General features: G+C 39.7%; 22 protein-coding genes. All 22 read left to right on the top strand.

All coding sequences use genetic code 11. The features are described from left to right. Nucleotides 1-42 precede the first annotated feature (42 nt). Nucleotides 43-678: a DedA family protein gene (locus BLS16_RS08990; RefSeq protein ID WP_092332462.1), complete on the top strand. Its 636-nt coding sequence runs from the start codon at nt 43-45 to the stop codon at nt 676-678. A gap of 361 nt (nt 679-1,039) precedes the next feature. Further along, the gene (locus tag BLS16_RS08985) at nt 1,040-1,795 is read left to right on the top strand and encodes a sulfite exporter TauE/SafE family protein (RefSeq protein WP_092332460.1); all 756 of its coding nucleotides are present in this window, start codon (nt 1,040-1,042) and stop codon (nt 1,793-1,795) included. 242 nt (nt 1,796-2,037) lie between these two features. After that, nucleotides 2,038-2,511 carry a helix-turn-helix transcriptional regulator gene (locus tag BLS16_RS08980; RefSeq protein WP_092332458.1) on the top strand — a complete coding sequence of 158 codons (474 nt, stop codon included), beginning with the start codon at nt 2,038-2,040 and terminating at the stop codon, nt 2,509-2,511. Further along, nucleotides 2,456-3,493: a UbiA family prenyltransferase gene (locus BLS16_RS08975; protein WP_242876242.1), complete on the top strand. Its 1,038-nt coding sequence runs from the start codon at nt 2,456-2,458 to the stop codon at nt 3,491-3,493. Before BLS16_RS08980 ends, BLS16_RS08975 begins: the two co-directional genes overlap by 56 nt. A gap of 72 nt (nt 3,494-3,565) precedes the next feature. Next, entirely contained in the window at nt 3,566-4,774 is a 1,209-nt protein-coding gene (locus tag BLS16_RS08970; RefSeq protein WP_092332454.1) for an NADH:flavin oxidoreductase, read from the top strand. A 7-nt stretch (nt 4,775-4,781) separates the two neighbouring features. Further along, nucleotides 4,782-5,009, top strand: a complete 228-nt coding sequence (locus BLS16_RS08965; protein ID WP_092332452.1) for an acyl carrier protein — start codon at nt 4,782-4,784, stop codon at nt 5,007-5,009. A 5-nt stretch (nt 5,010-5,014) separates the two neighbouring features. Beyond that, a complete protein-coding gene (locus tag BLS16_RS08960) occupies nt 5,015-6,190 on the top strand; it encodes an aminotransferase class I/II-fold pyridoxal phosphate-dependent enzyme (protein WP_092332450.1) in 1,176 nt (391 codons plus the stop codon). After that, nucleotides 6,187-7,191, top strand: a complete 1,005-nt coding sequence (locus tag BLS16_RS08955) for a diacylglycerol/lipid kinase family protein (protein WP_092332448.1) — start codon at nt 6,187-6,189, stop codon at nt 7,189-7,191. The genes BLS16_RS08960 and BLS16_RS08955 overlap by 4 nt, the downstream gene beginning before the upstream one ends. Before the next feature lie 11 nt (nt 7,192-7,202). Then, nucleotides 7,203-8,216, top strand: coding sequence for a thiamine-phosphate kinase (locus tag BLS16_RS08950; RefSeq protein WP_092332446.1), 1,014 nt, complete (start codon nt 7,203-7,205; stop codon nt 8,214-8,216). After that, nucleotides 8,213-9,511, top strand: a complete 1,299-nt coding sequence (locus BLS16_RS08945) for a beta-ketoacyl-[acyl-carrier-protein] synthase family protein (RefSeq protein ID WP_092332444.1) — start codon at nt 8,213-8,215, stop codon at nt 9,509-9,511. The genes BLS16_RS08950 and BLS16_RS08945 overlap by 4 nt, the downstream gene beginning before the upstream one ends. After that, entirely contained in the window at nt 9,504-10,541 is a 1,038-nt protein-coding gene (locus BLS16_RS08940) for an NAD-dependent epimerase/dehydratase family protein (RefSeq protein ID WP_092332442.1), read from the top strand. Before BLS16_RS08945 ends, BLS16_RS08940 begins: the two co-directional genes overlap by 8 nt. Nucleotides 10,542-10,676: 135 nt before the next feature. Further along, complete coding sequence (locus tag BLS16_RS08935; protein ID WP_092332440.1) at nt 10,677-11,993, top strand: radical SAM/SPASM domain-containing protein; 1,317 nt, start codon at nt 10,677-10,679, stop codon at nt 11,991-11,993. Nucleotides 11,994-12,334: 341 nt separating this feature from the next. Continuing rightward, nucleotides 12,335-12,538 carry a hypothetical protein gene (locus BLS16_RS08930; protein ID WP_092332438.1) on the top strand — a complete coding sequence of 68 codons (204 nt, stop codon included), beginning with the start codon at nt 12,335-12,337 and terminating at the stop codon, nt 12,536-12,538. Then, nucleotides 12,531-13,628, top strand: coding sequence for a poly(R)-hydroxyalkanoic acid synthase subunit PhaE (locus BLS16_RS08925; protein ID WP_092332436.1), 1,098 nt, complete (start codon nt 12,531-12,533; stop codon nt 13,626-13,628). Before BLS16_RS08930 ends, BLS16_RS08925 begins: the two co-directional genes overlap by 8 nt. Nucleotides 13,629-13,650: 22 nt before the next feature. Then, complete coding sequence (gene phaC / locus BLS16_RS08920; protein ID WP_242876241.1) at nt 13,651-14,736, top strand: class III poly(R)-hydroxyalkanoic acid synthase subunit PhaC; 1,086 nt, start codon at nt 13,651-13,653, stop codon at nt 14,734-14,736. Nucleotides 14,737-14,763: 27 nt separating this feature from the next. Next, nucleotides 14,764-15,483, top strand: a complete 720-nt coding sequence (gene fabG / locus BLS16_RS08915; protein WP_092332432.1) for a 3-oxoacyl-ACP reductase FabG — start codon at nt 14,764-14,766, stop codon at nt 15,481-15,483. Nucleotides 15,484-15,647: 164 nt separating this feature from the next. After that, entirely contained in the window at nt 15,648-16,193 is a 546-nt protein-coding gene (locus BLS16_RS08910) for an HD domain-containing protein (protein WP_092332430.1), read from the top strand. A gap of 1 nt (nt 16,194) precedes the next feature. Continuing rightward, a complete protein-coding gene (locus BLS16_RS23535; RefSeq protein WP_176786110.1) occupies nt 16,195-16,335 on the top strand; it encodes a hypothetical protein in 141 nt (46 codons plus the stop codon). 84 nt (nt 16,336-16,419) lie between these two features. Then, complete coding sequence (locus BLS16_RS08905) at nt 16,420-16,851, top strand: DUF2695 domain-containing protein (protein WP_242876240.1); 432 nt, start codon at nt 16,420-16,422, stop codon at nt 16,849-16,851. Between the two features lie 109 nt (nt 16,852-16,960). Continuing rightward, nucleotides 16,961-17,818 (top strand): damage-control phosphatase ARMT1 family protein, encoded by an 858-nt coding sequence (locus BLS16_RS08900; protein ID WP_092332428.1) that lies wholly within the window; start codon nt 16,961-16,963, stop codon nt 17,816-17,818. A 38-nt stretch (nt 17,819-17,856) separates the two neighbouring features. Next, nucleotides 17,857-18,279, top strand: a complete 423-nt coding sequence (locus tag BLS16_RS08895) for an acyl-CoA thioesterase (protein WP_092332426.1) — start codon at nt 17,857-17,859, stop codon at nt 18,277-18,279. Nucleotides 18,280-18,480: 201 nt separating this feature from the next. Beyond that, complete coding sequence (locus BLS16_RS08890; protein WP_092332424.1) at nt 18,481-19,638, top strand: VanW family protein; 1,158 nt, start codon at nt 18,481-18,483, stop codon at nt 19,636-19,638. Nucleotides 19,639-19,692: the final 54 nt, after the last annotated feature.

The raw sequence follows: 19,692 nt of genomic DNA, 5'->3' as shown, positions 1-19,692 counted from the left end.
GAGTTGCAATACTTGAGAAATTGAAAGATTGAAGGAGCGATTATGGATTTTATATTAGCACTGGTTGATTTTATTCTTCATGTTGACAAACACTTGGTCGAGATAATTAGTGATTACGGAACATGGACCTATTTAATCCTTTTTGTGATTATCTTCAGTGAAACAGGGTTTGTAGTTACTCCTTTCCTCCCGGGGGATTCGTTGCTTTTTGTAATTGGAGCGCTAGGCGCTAAAGGAACTTTAAGCTTTGAGTTTGCGCTTATATTGCTAATCATTGCGGCTTTAGGAGGCAATACCTTAAATTACTTTATTGGAAAAATAATTGGACACCGCATACTTGCCATGAAAAATTCTCGAATCATCAAGAAGGAGTACCTTAACAAGACTCATGCTTTTTATGCCAAGCATGGTGGTAAGGCTATAATATTTTCTCGTTTTGTCCCCATAATTCGAACCTTTGCCCCTTTTGTGGCTGGACTGGGTAAAATGAGCTTTTTGAGATATAGTATCTATAATGTTATCGGTGGTGTCTCATGGGTTTTATTATTTATGTTTGCAGGGTACTTGTTTGGAAACATTGATGAGGTAAAGAATAATTTCACCTATGTAATTTTTGGGATTATCTTTGTTTCCTTGCTGCCTACAATTATTCCTTATATTCGCAGTAAACGAAGATAGAGGAGTGATCCTGGAAAAGGTAAACCCAAGATAGAAATGTTACTCCTTATTAATTCGCTGGATACAGGGGGCATTTTAAAGTTTACATCCAATAGAATACTTTTTTGTACAAAAATGGCAGATCTTCAGGGTCTGCTATTTTCTTGTTATTCGCCCTGCCACAGACATAGTCAAAGGGGTGAAAGTCGGTAACATACTCTTATTAAAATTAATATAAGGGTTTTTCATGAAGTATCAGTAGGATAACTGAGTGTTTGTTGTGACAAGATTGCTAACCATCTAATCCATTTACATAATATTTACAAAGGTTTTTTTTCCTTTATCAAGAATATTAATAATGTTTGGAAAGGGGCGTGAAAGGATGGAGATAATTCATTCATTTAATTTATCGCTATGGCAGTGGGTATGGGTAATTATCGCTGCGTTTCTGGTTGGATTCTCTAAAACTGGAATGAGCGGATTTTTAATGCCCGTAATACCAATTGTTGCTTCCGTATTTGGCGGGAAGGAGTCTACTGGTATTATACTGCCCCTGCTTATTGTAGGGGATGCTTTTGCCTTATACTATTACCGGCGCCATGCAGATTGGAGTAACATTAGGAAGCTTTTGCCTTGGACATACGTTGGGCTAATAATTGGAGTAATAGCTGGGAGCAATGTTAATGACAAACAATTTAAGATGTTCATAGCCATTTCAGTGATCTTATGTCTAGTCATCTTAATATATATGGAGAAAAAAGGAGAGAACTTTAAGGTTCCGAAGGGTGCCTGGTTTTATGCTGCCATGGGAGCCCTTAGTGGTTTTACTTCAATGATCGGTAACGCTGCCGGTTCTATATTCAGTATCTACTTACTAGCCATGGGTTTTAAAAAGAATGGCTTCATGGGGACAACTGCCTGGTTCTTTTTTATTGTTAATTTATCTAAAGTACCCTTACAAGTTCTATTCTGGCATAATATTTCTTTTAAAACTCTGGGTCTTACTATAGGTATGCTTCCTGCAATTGCGGCAGGTGCTCTATTAGGGGCTATCGTCATTAAGAAGGTAAACGAAAAACAATTTCGTATTCTTATCATCGTCATGACAGCAGTTGCTGCGGTAAGGCTGTTATTATAAGCAATACTAAGGGGAAGTGTGACCTAATGTGGTTACAAAAGGAAGTTCTCTTCACGTGACTCTCATCGGAAACGATGAGGGTTTTTTATATTAACTGTTATTTTTTATGAAGGGGCTGGGCGACTTCCGGGAGTTGACTATAAATTCACCTTGGAATAAAGGATGATGGGTATTTTCTCCAATAATTAGCTTTAAAAACCCACGGAAATAGTGTAAAATTACACTGAAAGGGTGAATTTCTAATGACGAGAGAAGAATTTATTACTAAAGCCTCGGAAAAATTAAAGCTCATCCGGATTGAAAGGGATTACACCCAAGACAAAATGGCTGAAATATTGGGTATCTCTAAAAAGACTTTAGTACAGATTGAGAAAAGTCGAACAAACCTGGGTTGGGCCGGTGCAGTAGTCTTATGCACAATTTTTAGAGGTAGTGAAGTTTTGGAAATGACCTTTGGCGGAGATACTCAAGACATTATTCAATCTTTAGCTTTTTCCGATTACGAGGTTAACGAAATAGCTAATGAGAAAACCATGGGCGGAAAAATATGGTGGTCAAATATCGAAAGCTCAGATCAGTTTCGTATTCAACAGAACATAATATCCAGGCACTTTCGGATTCTCGATAGTCAGGATAGAAGAATCTGCTCCTCCTTTGAGCATGAGTACATTCGCAAAAGATTTAGAGAGCTTTCAGGAGAAGGGGGAACAGACTAAATTGTTCAAGTTTCTTAAAGCATACGTGGAATCTATGAGGCTTTACTATGCGTTCGTCACCGGCATTGCCGGATGGATTGGAATGGCGTTTTATGAGTACATCGCCAAGTCTCCCTTTCAGACCGTAGAGGTAGTACCCGAGACGGAGAAAAAGGCCGTAGTGTTAATCATGCTCTTTCTCAGTTGGGGTATTAACCAGATTATTAACGATTATCTAGGCTTGGCGGAGGATCGGGTGAACGCGCCAAATCGGCCTATGGTAACTGGTGAACTTGATCCCAGGAAAGCTCTGATCTTAACCGCAGTATTACTAATCCTGTCTTTACTGACCACATATTCCTATTTGGAACCAATTGCCCTTTTTCCCGCAATCATAGGAATTTTATTAAATATTGTTTATGAGTACGCTAAGGCTTATGGTGTTTTTGGCAATATCATCTTTGGATTAATGATCTCTACCTGCACTGCCTACGGTTTCTTAGCAGCGGGGCCGACAATCTCCCCGTATTTTACCGAAAGCCGGGTTTCGGTCTTGATTTTAGTGGCAGTTATGAATGGTTTAATGACCTTCTATACATATTTCAAAGACTATGAAGGAGATAAAGCGGCAGGTAAACGAACCATTATCGTGCGCTTAGGGGTAGAGAAGTCCAGATATTTAGCAGCCGTCTCCTCTTTCCTTCCTACTGTTATCTTTTTGCTTTTATATCTCAACAATTTCATCGAAGCCAGAGTCAATAATATGTTTCTCATTCTGGCAGGATTAACCCTATTCCTCGAGCTGTGGACTGGCTACCTATATTATAGAAATCCTCGGGGGGAGAGAACCTATTATTCCTTGGTTGCAAATTTTCGCTCCTGTATCTGTGGTCAGGCTACTCTAATTGCCCTGTTTAATACCGAACTGGCCATGATCTTATTTCTAGTATCTTATATGTTTGTAGGTTTCCTATTTGACCTGCACACCGACCCTAAATCTTAGGACGTTCCCGCAAAGAATCACTCAACTTTGATAAAGAGTGGTTTTTAGGGGCTAGATAAGCAGGAGGTTAAAATGCAACTCTTCGAACCCGCCAGAATAGGCACCTGTAGCTTGAAAAATAAAATAATTCGGTCAGCAACATTTGAAGGGATGTGTGATTCCCAAGGCCACCCCTTACCGACTTATTATCATCTCTATGAACAATTGGCTTCCGGGGGAGTGGGAGGCATCATTACCGGCTTTGCCTATATTTCTCCTGAAGGAAAAGCAATGCAGCCGGGGCAGGCGGGAATGGACAGTGAGGAGAAGAGTCAGTTTTTTAGGTCTGTTACCGAGAGGGTACATCAAGACGGCTGTAAGATATTTTTGCAGCTTGCACACACCGGCAGGCAGACAAGGAAAAAGGAAATCGGACAAGAGGTCTGGGGAGTATCCAAGAAAAGATCCCTGTATTTCGGTGGATCTCCTCGGAAATTAAGCACCGAACAAGTATATGGCCTGGTTAAGCAATTTGGAAAGGCCGCAATGTATGCCCAAGCCGCAGGATTTGACGGGGTACAGGTTCACGCAGCTCACGGTTACCTAATCCACCAGTTTATCTTGCCGACTATCAATGATCGACAGGATGAGTTTGGAGTTAATCCTGAAAGTAAGCTAGGAACAAAGTTCCTGGAGCTTGTGCTAAAAGAAATTCGTAATAAATGCGGAAGAGAATTTGCTTTGTTAGTTAAGGTTAGCGGAAGTGATGATTATTATCCTAGGTTTAGCAAGGATCAGTTTGCCAACCTTATCCGCTTCCTAGATGAGCAGAAGGTTGATGGTATAGAGCTAAGTTATGGGACAATGGATAATCCGTTGAACATCTTTCGAGGAGATGTCCCACTGAAAATAATCTTAAAACATAACCCAATCTTTAAATTTTCCTATGACCTAAAAGCAATCCCCAGATCACTACATAATGCCTTGATATACTGTCTGATGAGGGTAAAGTTAAAACCTTTTACGCCAGTTTATAATCTTAACTATGCTAAAATTGCAAAATCATTAACCAACATTCCCGTAATTTGCGTAGGGGGCTTTCGAACCGGAGAGGAGATCCGGCATTGTCTGGACAAGGAATTTGCAGATTTCGTTAGTTTGTGCAGGCCGCTCATTTGTGAACCGGACTTCGTTCAGAAACTCTATCAAGACGAGAATTACTCTTCTAAATGCCTCAATTGCAATATCTGCGCTGTGATGTGTGATTCAGATCGGCCAACCAGGTGTTATCGGAAAGGATGATTTTGATATGAATATTGAAGACAGAGTTCTTAACTCGGTAAAAGGCGTTTTAGATAAACGTCCTGAGGTTACCTTAGACAGTCGTTTACTTGAAGATCTATTGGTAGATTCTTTAGACAAACTCATGATTCTTTCGGCAATTGAAGATGAATTTGGCCTAGAGATTGAAGAAAAATTTGCTGACGTACATACTGTCAAGGATATAGTTGTTAAGTTGAAGGCGAGGGGTTATTAGAGGAGATGGATCGAAAAGAATTTTATAAGAGGTTATGGGTCGATGAGAGTCTTGCTGAAGTCACGGGGTATAATCCCTATTACTTGTCTGTTAATTCCGGACTCAATGAACGATTGTTAGTCAACGGGTGTAAAATGATTGACCTGGCCTCGAATAATTACTTGGGTCTGGCAACGGACACTCGAGTAAAACAAGCTGCTATAGAGGCTGTGCAGAAATATGGAGTTTCCCTTTGCGGTACGCCTATCGCTACCGGTTATATTGATTTGTTCCAAAGGCTGGAGGAAGAATTATCGAGCTTTGTTGGCTTGGAGAGAACTGTTATTCTTCCTTCTTGCTACCAGGCTAACAACGGGTTATTCAGTTGTCTTGCCGGTTCTGAGGATCTGATTGTTGTTGACAGGTTGGTTCATTCTTCCTTGATTCAAGGGATTAAAGCAGCAGGCTGTAAAATCAGGCCTTTCTTGCATAATAATCTGAATCACTTAGAAGGAATCTTGCAAAGATCAAGCAGCTATCGGCAGGTTTTCGTTGTCACTGAGTCTGTTTTTTCAACGGAAGGCAGTCTTGCTCCCTTTAAAGAGATCGTTGAATTGTGCGAAAAATACGGGGCCATGCCAATCATTGATGATTCTCACGGGATTGGGGTTTTAGGTAAATCTGGCCAAGGCATCCTAGAAGAGCAAAAAATCGAAGGATATAAAGGAATCTATACTGCCTCTTTAGGAAAGGCCCTGGCTAATTCCGGTGGAATGATCAGCGGAGAAAAGAGGGTCATAGACTTTCTCAAGTATTATTGTTCCCATCTTGTCTACTCTACAGCTCTTTCACCGGCAGTATTAGCAGGGATCAGTGCTGTTCTGGATATTATTAGGGTGGAATTTGCAGGAATTAAGCATAGGCTTAATTCTTATCAACGACAAATCCATGAATCCTTAAGCGAAGGGGGATTTGAGGTAGCTGCCTGTGAAGCTCCCATTAATTCCATTGAAACCGGCAGTAAAGAAGTAACTTTTATTCTGGCGCAGAAGCTCTATGACAAGGGGATTCTCTCAACACCCTTTATTGAGCCCTCTGTTCCCCTAAACCAAGGACGGGTAAGACTGATTGCCGGAGCCGGCCTCTCTCAAGGGACTGTTAATGAAGCGGTTGCGATTATTAAAAGGATAGGTGCCTCATGAGGTGTTTGTTGATCTTGAACCCCGGTTCTCAGGGGGGCAAAAGCAAAGCAAAGTTTGAGAGAATTTTTGCTTTTCTACATAATAATAAGGTGAAGTTTGATTATAAACTGACAAAGACCCTGGATGACGCCTATACTTTCTCCTTAGAGGGTAATAAAAAAGGTTATGATCTGATCCTTGCTGTAGGAGGAGACGGAACGATTAACAGGGTGATCAGTGGGTTTTATGACTTGCAGGGGAAAAGGATTTCTAATTCAAAGCTGGCAGTAATTCATACGGGCACCAGTCCGGATTTTTGCAAGAGCTATAATTTGCCCTTAGAAATTGACCAGGCCCTAAACGCAGTTCTGGAGGGAAAGACTATACAAATTCCTATGGCTAAGATTACCTATCTCAGTGAATATGATCAAACGTTGGACGGCCAACCACTCAGCCTATCTCATAAGAAGCTGCAAACAAGTTATTTTGCCTGCTGCGCTAATATTGGGATTGGGGCCGCTGTGGCCAGGGGGGCGAATAGTGGGATAAGAGACTATATCGGAGATTTTGCCGGAACCTTAGTTTCCCTGATCAAGGGGCTGGTCAGTTATCATCCCGTCAACTTTTCTGTCTGTATTGACGGAAAACAAGAGGTTTTAGAGAAGGTTTACAACATCTTTGTGGGTAAGACCACCTATATAGCATCTGGGCTAAAAGTGAAAAACGAGTTAGCTTTAAATGACCCTCGGCTCTATGGGTTAATCATTAAAAAGCTTGGTCTTGTGAATTGGGTTAAGGTCTTGCAAAAGTTATATAGTGGGAATGAGTTTGCTAATAATTCTACAATGTCCTTGCTCTATGTTCAGCAGATGGAGATTTTCGGAAGTAGTACAAATAATGAAATTGAGTTTGATGGAGATCCAAGAGGGTTTTTGCCTTGTAAAATTGAGCCTGCTTTGGACGCTTTAGAGGTAATCTGTCCGCAGAAGGGTTTACACCGTTTTAAAATAGATGGCAAGTGAGAAGGTTGATGATGAGTAGAGAAAAAGAATTGATCGAAGTTATCAATAAACAAATGCCTAGGAGTTCCAGTCAAGTTAATCACCTTTTTGAGTCGGATGCGGAAATCGTGACCTTTCACGGTAAGGGGCTTCTCTATAATATTGATGAATTTTCGGAAGAAGACTTATTTCGGGAAGATGACCCTTATCGTCTGGGCTGGAATATGGCAATAGGCAGTATCAGTGACATTCTGGCCTCAGGAGGGATTCCTAAGTTCTATGCTCATAGTATGGTTGTTCGAGATTCCTGGAGTACGGAGTATATTGAAAAGCTGGCTCGAGGAATCGCCCAGGTAATTAAGGAAGCAGGGGCAGCTTTTATCGGCGGGGATTTTGGGATATCTAAAACCTGGAGATACACCGGTTCAGTCATTGGCGAGCTTGCAAGTAAAAGCTTATTAAGAAGCGGAGCTAAGGTGGGAGACAGAATTTATATTACCGGTGGCATAGGCAGGGGGAATGTGGAAGCCGCCCTCAGACTTTATGGAGATAATTTATTAGTTAAGAGTCTCACAGGAGGATGGAAAAACCTCTTGCGGTTGAGAAATAAAGAAGCTGAGCTTATTCGGAAATACAGCCGCTGCTGTATAGATACCAGCGATGGAGTGTTTAATGCATTACGAACCATTTCAGAAATGAGCAGTACAGGTTTTTTCGTTGACAACTTGCCCTATGTGAAAAGTGGATTAATTTTAGCTAAGACTCTTAACCTGCCTAAGGAAATGCTGTTTCTAGGAGAATGTGGGGAGTACGAATTGCTGTTTACCTTGAGTGAAAAGGGAGAAGAGGAGTTCCTAAGAATTGCAAAGGAGCAGAAACTGACATTTCATAAAATTGGGGTGGTTAAAGAACTGGGTTCCCAAATTCTTTGGGAAAAAGGACGGGAGATAGATTTGCGGGCGTATGACCTGCGAGCCAGGGATTACTCAGATCCTAAAGACTATTTGCGGAAGGTCGTAAATTTTCTCAAGGAGGCAGCAAAATGAACCGAAGAGTTGTTATCACAGGGATAGGGCCGGCTACCGCTTGCGGTATTGGTATCAGAGATTTTACTGCAGGTGTTTTCGGACAAAAGACCTGTCTGGCTGAGATCCCAGGGAGTTATGAACAAAACTATAAGTTTAAATCCAGGTATTACGTTCCTAAACCAATCTTTTCCTTAACCGATCTAGGCTTCCATAAGTCAGTGGAAGGAATGATGGAAGAGGCTGCGCGAATCTCAATCTTGTGTACAAAGCTGGCCCTAGAAGATGCCGGCTTTAAAATTACAAATGGAGAAAAGTATCTGCGGGTAGAGGGCTTGGAAAACAGCGGGACAATTATTGGTATTGGTATGAGCAGTCTGCAGACAGCCTTCGACTCTTATATCGTCCATATCACTGATACTGAAAAGTTAGATGCTGAAAGAAACCCGAACCTATCCTCAAATTCTGTTAAACCTAGGTTTAACAGAATGGTCATTCCTATGCTAATGACCAATTCCCCGGCAGCTTGGATATCCATCCTCTTTGGACTTAATGGATTCAGTTACACTCTTAATGCTTCCTGTGCTTCGGGAACTTATGCACTGGGTGAGGGATATCGAGCTATTAGTGGGGGTAGAAGTGATGTAATTATAGCTGGTGGCGTTGAAGCCTTAACAGAAAAAAAGGGAGCAATCATGAGAGGCTTTGATATGCTCTCAACTCTTACTCGTTCAGAAGACGGGAGGCCTCAGCCTTTTTCGCGGCAAAGAAGCGGTTTTCTCTTCAATGAAGGGGCAGGATGTGTTCTTGTTCTGGAAGAGCTAGAACGGGCTCGAGCTAGAGGGGCAGATATTTATGCTGAGATTGTAGGGTATGAGGCAGGCAGTGATGCCTACAGCATAGTTCAGATGGATCCTAACGGGGATAATATTGCTGATCTTTTTGCGAAAATTTGCCGAGGAATTAAGGTTGATTATCTCAATGCTCATGGTACCGGGACAACAACCAATGACGAAATCGAAGCTGAGGTAATCCAAAGGATTTTTGGGGATCGGAGCAAGCAACCTTTTATAAATTCTACCAAAGGAATATTGGGGCACAGCATCGGGGCCAGTGGAGCTCTTGAAGCAGCTATAACTGCGATTTCTATCAAAGAATCCAGAATCCACGGTAACTTAACCTCTGATTCTCTGGATAATCTAAATCTACCTTTGGAGACGGTGATGACTCTCATTGAATATGCCTTATCTGCGTCTTATGGCTTTGGCGGGCATAATGCTTTAATCCTTTTCAAGAGGTACCAAGAAAATGGGTAAGAATGGAGTTTTGATTACAGGTGGGACAGGATTTATCGGGAGTCATATTACTCGGGAGTTTTGCGGAAATCAGGTCAACATCGGCTGCTTGGTAAGAAAAGACAGCCATTTATCGAACCTAGAAGGGTTGCCTGTGGCACTAGAGACAGGAGATATTAAAAATATCGGGGAATTAAGCGAAGTTTTCAGTGGTTATGAGTGGGTAATTCACAATGCTGCTAAAGTAGCGGACTGGGGGTGCTACCAGGAATTCTACCAAACGAATGTTGTTGGTACAGTCAATGTATTAAAGGCTTGCGTCCAGGCTGGCATAAAAAACATTCTTATGACGGGATCTAATTCTGTTTATGGTGAGGAAAACTGCTTTGTCCTTAAGGACGAAGAATCCCCCTATAATTCACATTACCCATACTTGGGAGATGGCTTTTTTCCCTGCAAGTTAAACTACTATCGTGATACAAAAGCAATAGCCAAGCAAGAGGCTTTAGCTTTTGCCGAGAAGCATGATTTGAATCTGACTATTTTAGAGCCTGTTTGGGTCTATGGAGAGAGAGAATTTAACACCGGATTTTACGAATACCTTAAAACGGCGAAAGCTGGAATTCCTTTAGTCCCGGGTGCCAAGAATAACAAATTTCACGTTGTCTATGCGGGAGACCTGGCTAGAGCCTATTTTTTAGCTTATAAAAAACAGCTCACAGGCCGGCATTGTATGCTGATCGGTAACGAGGAACCTGAGAATATGGATAGAATCTATGAACTTTTCTGCTCGGCAGCTGGATTAAGAAAACCCGGCAATCTGCCCAAAGCCTTAAGCTATCCGCTTGCTTTTCTCATGGAACTAATCTTTACAATCTTTAAAGCTCAGAATCCGCCCCTTTTAACTCGAGGGAGAGTGAATATGTTCTATGATAATATTGAGTTTTCTGTTGAAAAAGCTAACCATATCCTAGACTTTAGGAACTCCTTTAGTCTGGAGGAAGGGATCAAACGAACCGTTTCCTGGTATAAGGAGCAAGGCTTGATTTAATTTGATGAATTTCGAGACTAACACTTTTTAAGTGGGTGTTCCCGATTTTCCAACTCGGTGAAGTATAGTCCCTCACCAAAGACGATGTTTAGCTTAGCTGAACAAGTTTACTCATGATAGAAAGGAGGGTTCCTTATGGTAACTGTAAGGAATGTTACAGGCTTTAAGAGAAATATCTTTAACTTAAGGTTAAAAATAAGTATTTTTTTTCACTATCTTACGGTTCTGGGGAAAGGTGAGCTTTCTTTGAAGGAGTTTATTCTAGTATTGAGAAGGCTGCTTCTTTTTGTCTCCAGAATGAAGCAGAATAAATTTGTTGAGATTGAGGGCAAAACACGCTTAGGACTGTATATCCCCGGCTTTCCGTCGACGGCGTTTCTCACTGCCTGCCGGAAATTTAGTCAATTCGAGGAAAAGATGCCTTGTACTACGGTCTTGTTATCGATTACTTCAGCTTGCCCTTATCATTGCCAGTATTGTTATCAGAAACTTGATAAGGGTAAGGAAGTGGATATTGAAGTATTGGTAGGGATTGTCAGAAAGCTTCAGGAAATGGGAGTAGCTTTCTTTAATATCGAAGGTGGGGAGCCTTTTTTTGCATATGAACGGCTTAAACAGGTATGCCAAGCTATTGATTCAAGATCTGAGATCTGGATCAATTCCACAGGTGCTGGCATGACTAAAGAAAGACTTGCAGAACTTAGAGGGCTAAATGTGACCGCGGTCATGTTTTCTTTGCATAGCCCTGACGCTAAGCTCTTTAACAAGTTTATGGGGAAAGACTCTGCTTGGGAAACCATGAAGGCTGGAGTTGAGATGTGCCACGAAGCGGGTTTGGCGGTGGCCTTTAATACCTGCTTGCTGCGGGAAGATTTCTATAACGGTACATTCGAAGGAATTATGGAGGCAGCCAAGGATTTCAAGGCCTGTTTGATCCAGATTATAAAACCTAAACCTGCGGGAGGGTGGCTGGAAAAAGGAGTTGTCGAATTCACCCCCCAGGACATTGAATATGTCAAAGGGAAGGTCAACCAATACAATTTACATAAAAAGAAAGCCGATTATCCGGCCATCTCTGCTCAAATAATTGAAGAAAATAAGACGGTATTCGGCTGTACAGCCGGGGGCACGGACAGATTTTATATCAATGCCAAGGGTGATCTACAGCCCTGTGAGTTTTTAAATATCTCCTTTGGCAACATAATGAAGGATAAGTTTGAGGATATCTATGCAAAAATGCGCACTTGCTTTGACTGGGGCGGAGAGAGTTATCTCTGTGAAAGTTGTTCACAAGATATTCATAGACTTTATGAGGAGAATGGCTTAGACACTCTCCCTCTGACCCCGGAGTTGTCAGAGAAGATCTATGGTTCTTGGGAGCGGGGGAAGAAAACGGATTTATATGAGAGGTTGGAGCGGATGAGGCAGATTAGTCACCATCGATATCCGTAAATTTAATTGTGTTACTTTTGGCGACAACAATTGGGCTACTCAGTGAGTAGTCTTTTTCTATGAGTAAACCAATGAGAGTAAATATCATGGGTTATCTAGGGTTAATTGTAAATAAATATAAATGATTACCAATATAATGATTTTCTATGGATTTTATCATGATAAATTGGTACGATTTTTCTGAAAATATAAATTATAGAGAGGGGGATAAGGATCAACAATTTAGAAGGGTTCAAAAGCATTAATGATTAGTATGTTTTGCAGAATCAAATTCTTGCAAATATCTTGTATACCGAAATATCCTAAAAGCTACAAAAAATATAACAGGGTGGTCGGATATTATGATTTTTGAGTTTCAAGTTGGAGACCGTGTTGAGACAATCAGTCACTGTATTGGTACTGTTGTTGGAATTGACCGTGATGAAGTTGGTGTCTTTATTGTAATTCAGTTTGATACTTTACCCGGTGAATTTGCATACGATCCCAAAGACCTGGCACTTATCCATAGTGCATTTTCTGACAAGGGAGGAACTGAAAATGAGTGAGAACATGGATTTTATGGGAATGTATTTTGAGACCCAACGGAAAATGTTTGATTATTGGCAGGATCTTATGAATGTGGCGGTAACTCCTAAAGATAAAGCTCAAGATAAGAATAAGGATTCAAATAGTGATTTTGAAGAAAATCTAAGACCCACTCAGGAGATGACTAAGCAATGGTTTGAATTTAATGATCAATATCTTAAAAATATATCCAAAGTATTTTTTCCATTGCAGTTCGATAAAATTTTTTCCGGAGCTAACACCTATCAAAATCTAAATAAAATTTGGGAAGATTTAATTAAGACTATTACTGGAAAAGATAGTGATCCAATTACTTTTTATAATAAGTGGATTGAAAATTATCAGAAACTATTATCCAGTAACTTCATTTTTTACTTGCCCGAGCAAGTGCAAAATTTCTCTAAGAAGTTCATCGAAATCTATTCGTTATCAACAGATACAAGCCAAAAGTTTTTACATCCATGGTTAGAGGGATCTCAAACCTTACAAAATCTATTAGCTAAAAGTATTACTGGAGATAAAACTGCCTATATCGAGTTTGTAAAACTATGGAACGAAAAGTTCTCATCAACTTATGGGAAAATCTTTAATATGCCTATATTTTCAATGAATCGAGAACTAATGCAAAAACAAATGCATAGCATTAATGCCTCAATTAGCTTTATTAACACAATGAGTGAATTTTTCGCAACTATGGCCAAGGTAAGTCAGGAAACCTTTGAAAAGATTATCAAAGATTACCAAGAGATGTTAGTAAAGGGCAATAACCCTAAAACCTTTAAAGAATTTTACGAATATTGGTGGAAACAAAATGAAGCAGCCTATCACAAATTATTCGGAACAGATGAGTTTTCTAAGTTAATATCACAGGTAATGGATGCTGGGGTTAATTTCAAAAAAGAATTTGATAGTTTGTTAGAAAATACGCTTAAATTCTTACCCTATCCTACAAGAACTGATATGGATAGTCTGTATAGAACACTTGATGATTTAAAAAGAGAAGTAAGAGCCTTGAAAAAGGAAGTAATTTTACTCAAAGAAATAAAAGCCAATACAGTGACAATCAGTTAATTAGCCGACAAAGGAGGATTTGATGATGTTACCATATTTTCCGATTGACCTAGAGAAATCTTTCGACGAGTTGTTAGAATACCAAAAAAAATTCATCCGTGGAATCGATGTATTATTGAATTTAAAAGATACAGAATCAAATAAGACCCCTAAAGAGCTTTTTTACAAAGAAGATAAAATGAAGGTTTTTCACTATAAACCGTTAGCCAAAAAAGTTAGTAAAGTCCCTACACTTATCATCTATGCCCTAGTTAATCGACAATATATGATGGATATTCAACAAGACCGCAGTGTTATTAAAAATTTGCTGGAACTCGGTTTGGATCTGTATATTATTGATTGGGGATACCCGACTGCACAAGATAAATATGTAACGTTAGAGGATTATATTGACGTCTATATTGAAAACACCGTTAATGAGATTCTCAAAAGAACTGATTCGACAAAGTTAAATATCATTGGAGTTTGCCAAGGAGGAACGTTTTCTGCTATTTACACCGCTTTAAATCCAGAAAAGGTTAAGAACCTGGTTACTATGGTAACTCCCATTGATTTTGAAGCGGGGAGAATGGCTAAGGATGGTTTTTTATTTAAGTGGAGTAAAGATATGAATGTAGATAATCTAGTGGATGCTTATGGTGTTATCCCAGGGCAATTCTTGAATGGTGGTTTTGATTTTCTTAAACCCTTCCAATTAATGCTTAATAAATATGTAAGTATAGTAGATAATTTGGAAAACCCTGATACAGCCGCCAATTTTATTCGTATGGAAAAATGGATCCTGGACAGTCCAGATCAGTCAGGAGAGGCTTTTAGACGGTTTATCAAAGAATTATATCAAGAAAATAGACTGATTAAAGGAACCTTTGAAATCGGAGGTAGAGTGGTTGATCTTAAGAACATTACCATGCCGGTTTTATCTATATGTGGAGACGAAGATCATATCGTTCCTCCGGAATCGACACGACCATTCTTAGATTATGTTGGGAGTAAAGATAAAGAACTGGTTTCATACCCAATAGGTCATATCGGAATGTATGTCAGCTCAAAATCTCATCGTGTCATTGCACCTAAAATTGCGGAGTGGCTATTAAAGCGTGAAAAGTAATCAGCGGGGAAGGAGATGATGGGGTTAATGAGATTAGATGGCAAAGTGGCCGTTATTACTGGAGGAACCAGAGGTATCGGACGGGCGATGGCAGAAGAATTTACAAATGCCGGAGCCAGAGTTATTGTTTGTGATATAGAAGTTTTACATTATCAAAATGATAATGTCGAAGGGTATGAACTCAACGTAACCGATAGCAAAGCTTGCAAAGTGTTAGCTGATTACGTTAAAGGGAAATATGGTAAAGTAGATATCCTAGTGAATAATGCAGGGATTACTAGGGATGCCCTTACCGGAAAAATGTCAGATGAACAATGGAACTTAGTAATAGACGTAAATCTAAAAGGTGCGTTTAATCTGACTCGCTTTATTGGCCCCATCATGCAGGTTGATGGTAAAGGATCTATTATCAATATATCTTCAGTTGTCGGAGAATATGGCAATATTGGTCAGGCTAATTATTCTGCGTCAAAAGCTGGTATTATTGGGATGACCAAAACTTGGGCGAAAGAATTTACCATGAAGGGAGCGCAAGTAAGAGTTAATGCAATCTCCCCAGGCTATACAATGACAGATATTTTAAAGACTGTTCCTCAAGAGTTACTGGAGAAATTTGCAAAGCAAACTATGTTGGGCAGACTTGCCGAACCGACAGAAATTGCTAAGGTAGCTCTTTTCTTAGCTTCTGATGATTCTTCGTATATAACCGGTCATAATTTGAGTGTTAATGGCGGGATGAGGTTGTAGTTATTTTTATTTCATTCCCAGAATTACGCGTGCCCCTATACAAATTGTATGGGGGTTTTTTTGTTCTATCATGGTTCTCTTTACAGAAAGCTAAATAATAGTTTATGATCTAAGAAAGTAATTAATAATATACTGATAAAATCCAAACTATAAGTGAGGTAACTATGTCCGACTACATACTAACCTACTCAAAGATCAAGTTCTTTCCACTGGAGCCAATTATGGAAGACATTAAGATTGAAGATATTGCCCACTCATTATCACTGATGACCCGGGCCAACGGACATTGCAGCCACTTTTATTCAGTGGCTCAGCACTCAATTCATTGCTATAAAGAGGCTAAAAGCCGGGGGTATTCTGAGCGAGTACAACTTGGATGCCTTATACATGATGCTAGTGAAAGCTATATTTCAGATTTGACAAGGCCGGTCAAGAAAAACCTCCCGGAGTATTTTGCTATCGAGGAAAAATTACAAAGTGTTATTTATGATAGATTTGGTCTGGGGGATTTGTCGGAGGAAGAAAGGAAACAGATTGAAAATGTGGATGATACTCTTCTACACTATGAGTTTGAAACATTAATGGAGTTTCCGATTTTTGATGTCCCACCGGACAAGGGGATGGAACATGAATTTTCACTTCGGGATTTTGCAAGTGTAGAAAATGAATTTATATCTGCGTTTAAGAACTTATATACTCCGGAGAATTAGAATGAAAAGTAAAACAAAGCTGGTTCGAAAACCAAGAACCAGAGCTCTGTTCAATACAGGCACACGCCCGCATAAAACGAACAAAGACTATACCAGAAAAGTAAAGCACAAAGAAAGTGCTTATGAAGATGGAGGGCAATAGCACTAGTAAGAATTAGCAGGGTATAAATTGTTTGGTTAAGTACATACTGCAATAAAACTTTGAATTACTGGAGGGTATGTTTTAATGCAGCTATCTAACGATCAGGAAACAGATAATTTAGATATAGACATAGAAAATAGTGAAAACCTTGGGTCTAAACCTCAGGTTTTAAGCGATAAGAAACTTATTAAAGAAGAAGTTAAGCGACGACTTATCTCAGGTATCCAAACAGCAGCCCTGGAGTATGATTCTCTGTTTAATGAAGAGAAAGCTACCTTAAATAAGGATTATGTATTGTTGAGTCTGCTCTTTCGGAGAATGTTTTTTTATAAATTAAACGAGAAGCTCTCTGGGTTGTCATGTGACCATACCCTTCGTTTGACTAAACAGATCTTAACTCAGATGCAGTTTAAAAGGGGAAAGATTAACGAGATAATCGATGTATTCAAAAAGAATGGTGGACAGTGTGATTGTGAGATTCTTTATAATGTGGAGAGTCAATTAATCGGAAAATAATTGTACCTAAAGAATTGTTGCGAAGAAGTTCGAGGATTTCTAGAATAAAGAATTTCTGGAACCTGATCGAAGAATAAAAACTTACGAAAAACAGAGGAGGCTACTATTTGTGAATGTAACTCTTGAATGTATTCCTTGCTATATAAAGCAAACGATTAATACCTTGGCACAAACTGACATCACTGAGGAAAAAGCGAGAGAAATAATTCAGGCAACTCTACCCCTTATTTCAAACTTAGATCCTCAAAGAACTCCAGCAGAGAACTCAACCATAATTCTTAGAAGAGCAAATGAGCTGTTGGGAATCGAGGATCCCTTTCATAAGGCTAAGAAAGAATCTAATGATTTGGCGCTTGAACTTCTTCCTCAACTCAAAGAGAGAATTCGGAAAAGTACAGATCCTCTGTTAATGTCTTTGCAAATCGCAGTTGCCGGGAATATCATTGATATGGGTATTCTGAAGGATTTTGATGTTGAGAAAAGTATTCAGGAGGCCTTGGCTAAAAGTTTTACGCGGGACGATTATGTTTCTTTCCAACAAAGTCTAAATGAAGCCCAGGAGATATTGATTCTCGGAGATAACAGTGGGGAAATTGTCTTTGATAAGTTACTGGCTGAACAGCTTTTAGAATATGGGGTTAAGGTGACTTATGCAGTTAAAGATCAACCGATTTTAAATGATGCCACCATGGAAGACGCTGCTTATGTAGGAATGGGAGGGCAGATTCGGGTGATTTCGAACGGCAGTGGCTTTCTAGGGACGATTCTCGAAGACTGTTCGCCAGAATTCCTGGATGTATATAAATCGGCAGACTTAGTGATCAGTAAGGGACAGGCAAATTATGAATCCCTCGAAGAACTTGGTAAAGATGATAGAAGGTTATATTTTTTGCTGCGAGCCAAATGTGAGATTGTCGCCGAAAATTTAGGGGTTAAACTTAATGAAATGGTATTTTGCCGCAGTTAAAATGCTTAAGAGATGATTTTTGTAAAGAGGAGAGTATTATGGATTTAGTAGATTTTCCGGTACAAGTAAGCATATCAATAACTCAAAATGAGATGGCCGCTTCCGGCCATGTAAAAAACATCTATTATGTAAGATACTTTGAACAAGCTCGCCTTGAATATCTTAGAAGGCTCCGGTTCGATGAATTCAAAACCAAGACGGGCATAGGAGTTATATTGGCTCAAACGATTTGTAAATACCTCAAGCCCTTGGCTTATCCTGATCAAATAATGGTTGGGGCTAGGGTAAAGTCAATGGGCAAATCAAGTTTTGTCATGGAGTACATAATTGTTAGCGAAAAAATTGGGCTAGCTACAACCGGGGAAGAAGTAATTGTCATTTATGATTATAATACTGATAAGAAGACAGACTTACCGTTAGTGATTAAAGAAGGGATCAGGAATTTGGATGTAGGCCTATAACGGTTGAGCTGATTTTGTACCCAAATATTGTTCAATACCTAATAGTAGTAGTAGCCTGTCTGCACCTTAAAGGGTAACAGACAGGCTACTACTACTATGTTTCTAACAGTTTAATCCAGAAATAACCAAGAGAGCTCTGTGAAATTTTTCTTCTGACTCGCATATAGTTAAACGTTACTAGCCGAGAAGGGAGATAAATACATGGAAGAGGATGCCAACCCTGCGGAATTGTCACAACTTCAAAACTTTCTGAAAAGGTATAAACCCTTTCTAATTATTCTTGGTATTCTAATGGCGGCAATCGGACTGATCACTTTTACACTGGTTTTATATACCTGGGACAGAGGGCAGATTGTTAAGGGTGTTGAATTAGAAATCCCTTTAGAAGAGCTAACTATTGAGGAAGCTCGAGATAAATTGGAACAACAGAGAAATGAATATCTCCAAAGATCTATTCATTTCATTGCGGATAATAAAAATTTTGTAATTAATATGAAGGATCTGGGTTTTACTTATGACTATCAAGAACCACTTCAAGAGGCCTATTTGATTGGTAGAGAAGGAACAATCTTGGATAAAGCTGTCAGCAAATATAAAGCAAGCTTTGGAATTATAAAAGAACCTAATTATCAATGGGATGATTTACTCCTAGCAGAGGCACTGACTACTCATTCTTCGTTTTTAAACATGCCGGCTCAGGATGCACACTTTTTGATTAACCCAGATAATTCCCTGGAAATAATTCCGGAAAATCAAGGAAAAGAAGTCGACCTCGATTCTCTTGCCCAGATCGTAAAGACACAGGCATTAAAGGGGGATAATTCAATCGTTGTTCCTTTCAAAGAAGTCAAACCCACAATTACCAAAAAGGATCTAGAACTCGTCAAGAAAAGCGATCTGATAAGTGAATACACCACCACCTTTGATCAGACCCTAATAGAGCGATCCCTTAACATTAAACTTGCGGCAAAAGCCATTGATGGTAAAGTATTAAAACCAGGAGAAGTATTCTCTTTTAATAATACGGTAGGTCCCAGAACAGAAGAGGCAGGTTACCAGACTGCTATGATAATTGAAGGGAATACATTCGTCCCTGGTCTAGGGGGAGGAGTATGTCAGGTTTCCAGTACTCTTTACAATGCTGTTTGCCTAGCCGCGCCTGCCTTAAGTGTGGTTGAACGTTCTCCTCATAGCTTGCCTGTGAAATATGTTCCCCTAGGACAGGACGCAACAGTGGCTTATCCTAACCTGGATTTTAAATTTCAAAATTTCTCAGAAGGATACCTCCTGATTAGGAGTATTGTTAATAGCAATACGTTAACGTTTAGGATATATGGAAAGCCCAAAGAACTGTCCTGACGATACCATAACTATTTAATAAACCGCACCTTTAAAAGTGCGGTTTTTGTGTGG

The sequence above is a fragment of the Desulfosporosinus hippei DSM 8344 genome (assembly GCF_900100785.1).
In the GTDB taxonomy this organism is placed as follows: Bacteria; Bacillota; Desulfitobacteriia; order Desulfitobacteriales; family Desulfitobacteriaceae; genus Desulfosporosinus; species Desulfosporosinus hippei.
Note: the sequence above shows the minus strand (reverse complement) of the source record. Positions and strands in the feature narration are given on the sequence as shown.

Excerpts from the sequence above, each read along its gene's own strand:
- BLS16_RS08990 (WP_092332462.1), top strand. The coding sequence starts at position 43 with ATGGATTTTATATTAGCACTGGTTGATTTTATTCTTCATGTTGACAAA.
- BLS16_RS08985 (WP_092332460.1), top strand. The coding sequence starts at position 1,040 with ATGGAGATAATTCATTCATTTAATTTATCGCTATGGCAGTGGGTATGG.
- BLS16_RS08980 (WP_092332458.1), top strand. The coding sequence starts at position 2,038 with ATGACGAGAGAAGAATTTATTACTAAAGCCTCGGAAAAATTAAAGCTC.
- BLS16_RS08975 (WP_242876242.1), top strand. The coding sequence starts at position 2,456 with ATGAGTACATTCGCAAAAGATTTAGAGAGCTTTCAGGAGAAGGGGGAA.
- BLS16_RS08970 (WP_092332454.1), top strand. The coding sequence starts at position 3,566 with ATGCAACTCTTCGAACCCGCCAGAATAGGCACCTGTAGCTTGAAAAAT.
- BLS16_RS08965 (WP_092332452.1), top strand. The coding sequence starts at position 4,782 with ATGAATATTGAAGACAGAGTTCTTAACTCGGTAAAAGGCGTTTTAGAT.
- BLS16_RS08960 (WP_092332450.1), top strand. The coding sequence starts at position 5,015 with ATGGATCGAAAAGAATTTTATAAGAGGTTATGGGTCGATGAGAGTCTT.
- BLS16_RS08955 (WP_092332448.1), top strand. The coding sequence starts at position 6,187 with ATGAGGTGTTTGTTGATCTTGAACCCCGGTTCTCAGGGGGGCAAAAGC.
- BLS16_RS08950 (WP_092332446.1), top strand. The coding sequence starts at position 7,203 with ATGAGTAGAGAAAAAGAATTGATCGAAGTTATCAATAAACAAATGCCT.
- BLS16_RS08945 (WP_092332444.1), top strand. The coding sequence starts at position 8,213 with ATGAACCGAAGAGTTGTTATCACAGGGATAGGGCCGGCTACCGCTTGC.
- BLS16_RS08940 (WP_092332442.1), top strand. The coding sequence starts at position 9,504 with ATGGGTAAGAATGGAGTTTTGATTACAGGTGGGACAGGATTTATCGGG.
- BLS16_RS08935 (WP_092332440.1), top strand. The coding sequence starts at position 10,677 with ATGGTAACTGTAAGGAATGTTACAGGCTTTAAGAGAAATATCTTTAAC.
- BLS16_RS08930 (WP_092332438.1), top strand. The coding sequence starts at position 12,335 with ATGATTTTTGAGTTTCAAGTTGGAGACCGTGTTGAGACAATCAGTCAC.
- BLS16_RS08925 (WP_092332436.1), top strand. The coding sequence starts at position 12,531 with ATGAGTGAGAACATGGATTTTATGGGAATGTATTTTGAGACCCAACGG.
- phaC (WP_242876241.1), top strand. The coding sequence starts at position 13,651 with ATGATGTTACCATATTTTCCGATTGACCTAGAGAAATCTTTCGACGAG.
- fabG (WP_092332432.1), top strand. The coding sequence starts at position 14,764 with ATGAGATTAGATGGCAAAGTGGCCGTTATTACTGGAGGAACCAGAGGT.
- BLS16_RS08910 (WP_092332430.1), top strand. The coding sequence starts at position 15,648 with ATGTCCGACTACATACTAACCTACTCAAAGATCAAGTTCTTTCCACTG.
- BLS16_RS23535 (WP_176786110.1), top strand. The coding sequence starts at position 16,195 with ATGAAAAGTAAAACAAAGCTGGTTCGAAAACCAAGAACCAGAGCTCTG.
- BLS16_RS08905 (WP_242876240.1), top strand. The coding sequence starts at position 16,420 with ATGCAGCTATCTAACGATCAGGAAACAGATAATTTAGATATAGACATA.
- BLS16_RS08895 (WP_092332426.1), top strand. The coding sequence starts at position 17,857 with ATGGATTTAGTAGATTTTCCGGTACAAGTAAGCATATCAATAACTCAA.
- BLS16_RS08890 (WP_092332424.1), top strand. The coding sequence starts at position 18,481 with ATGGAAGAGGATGCCAACCCTGCGGAATTGTCACAACTTCAAAACTTT.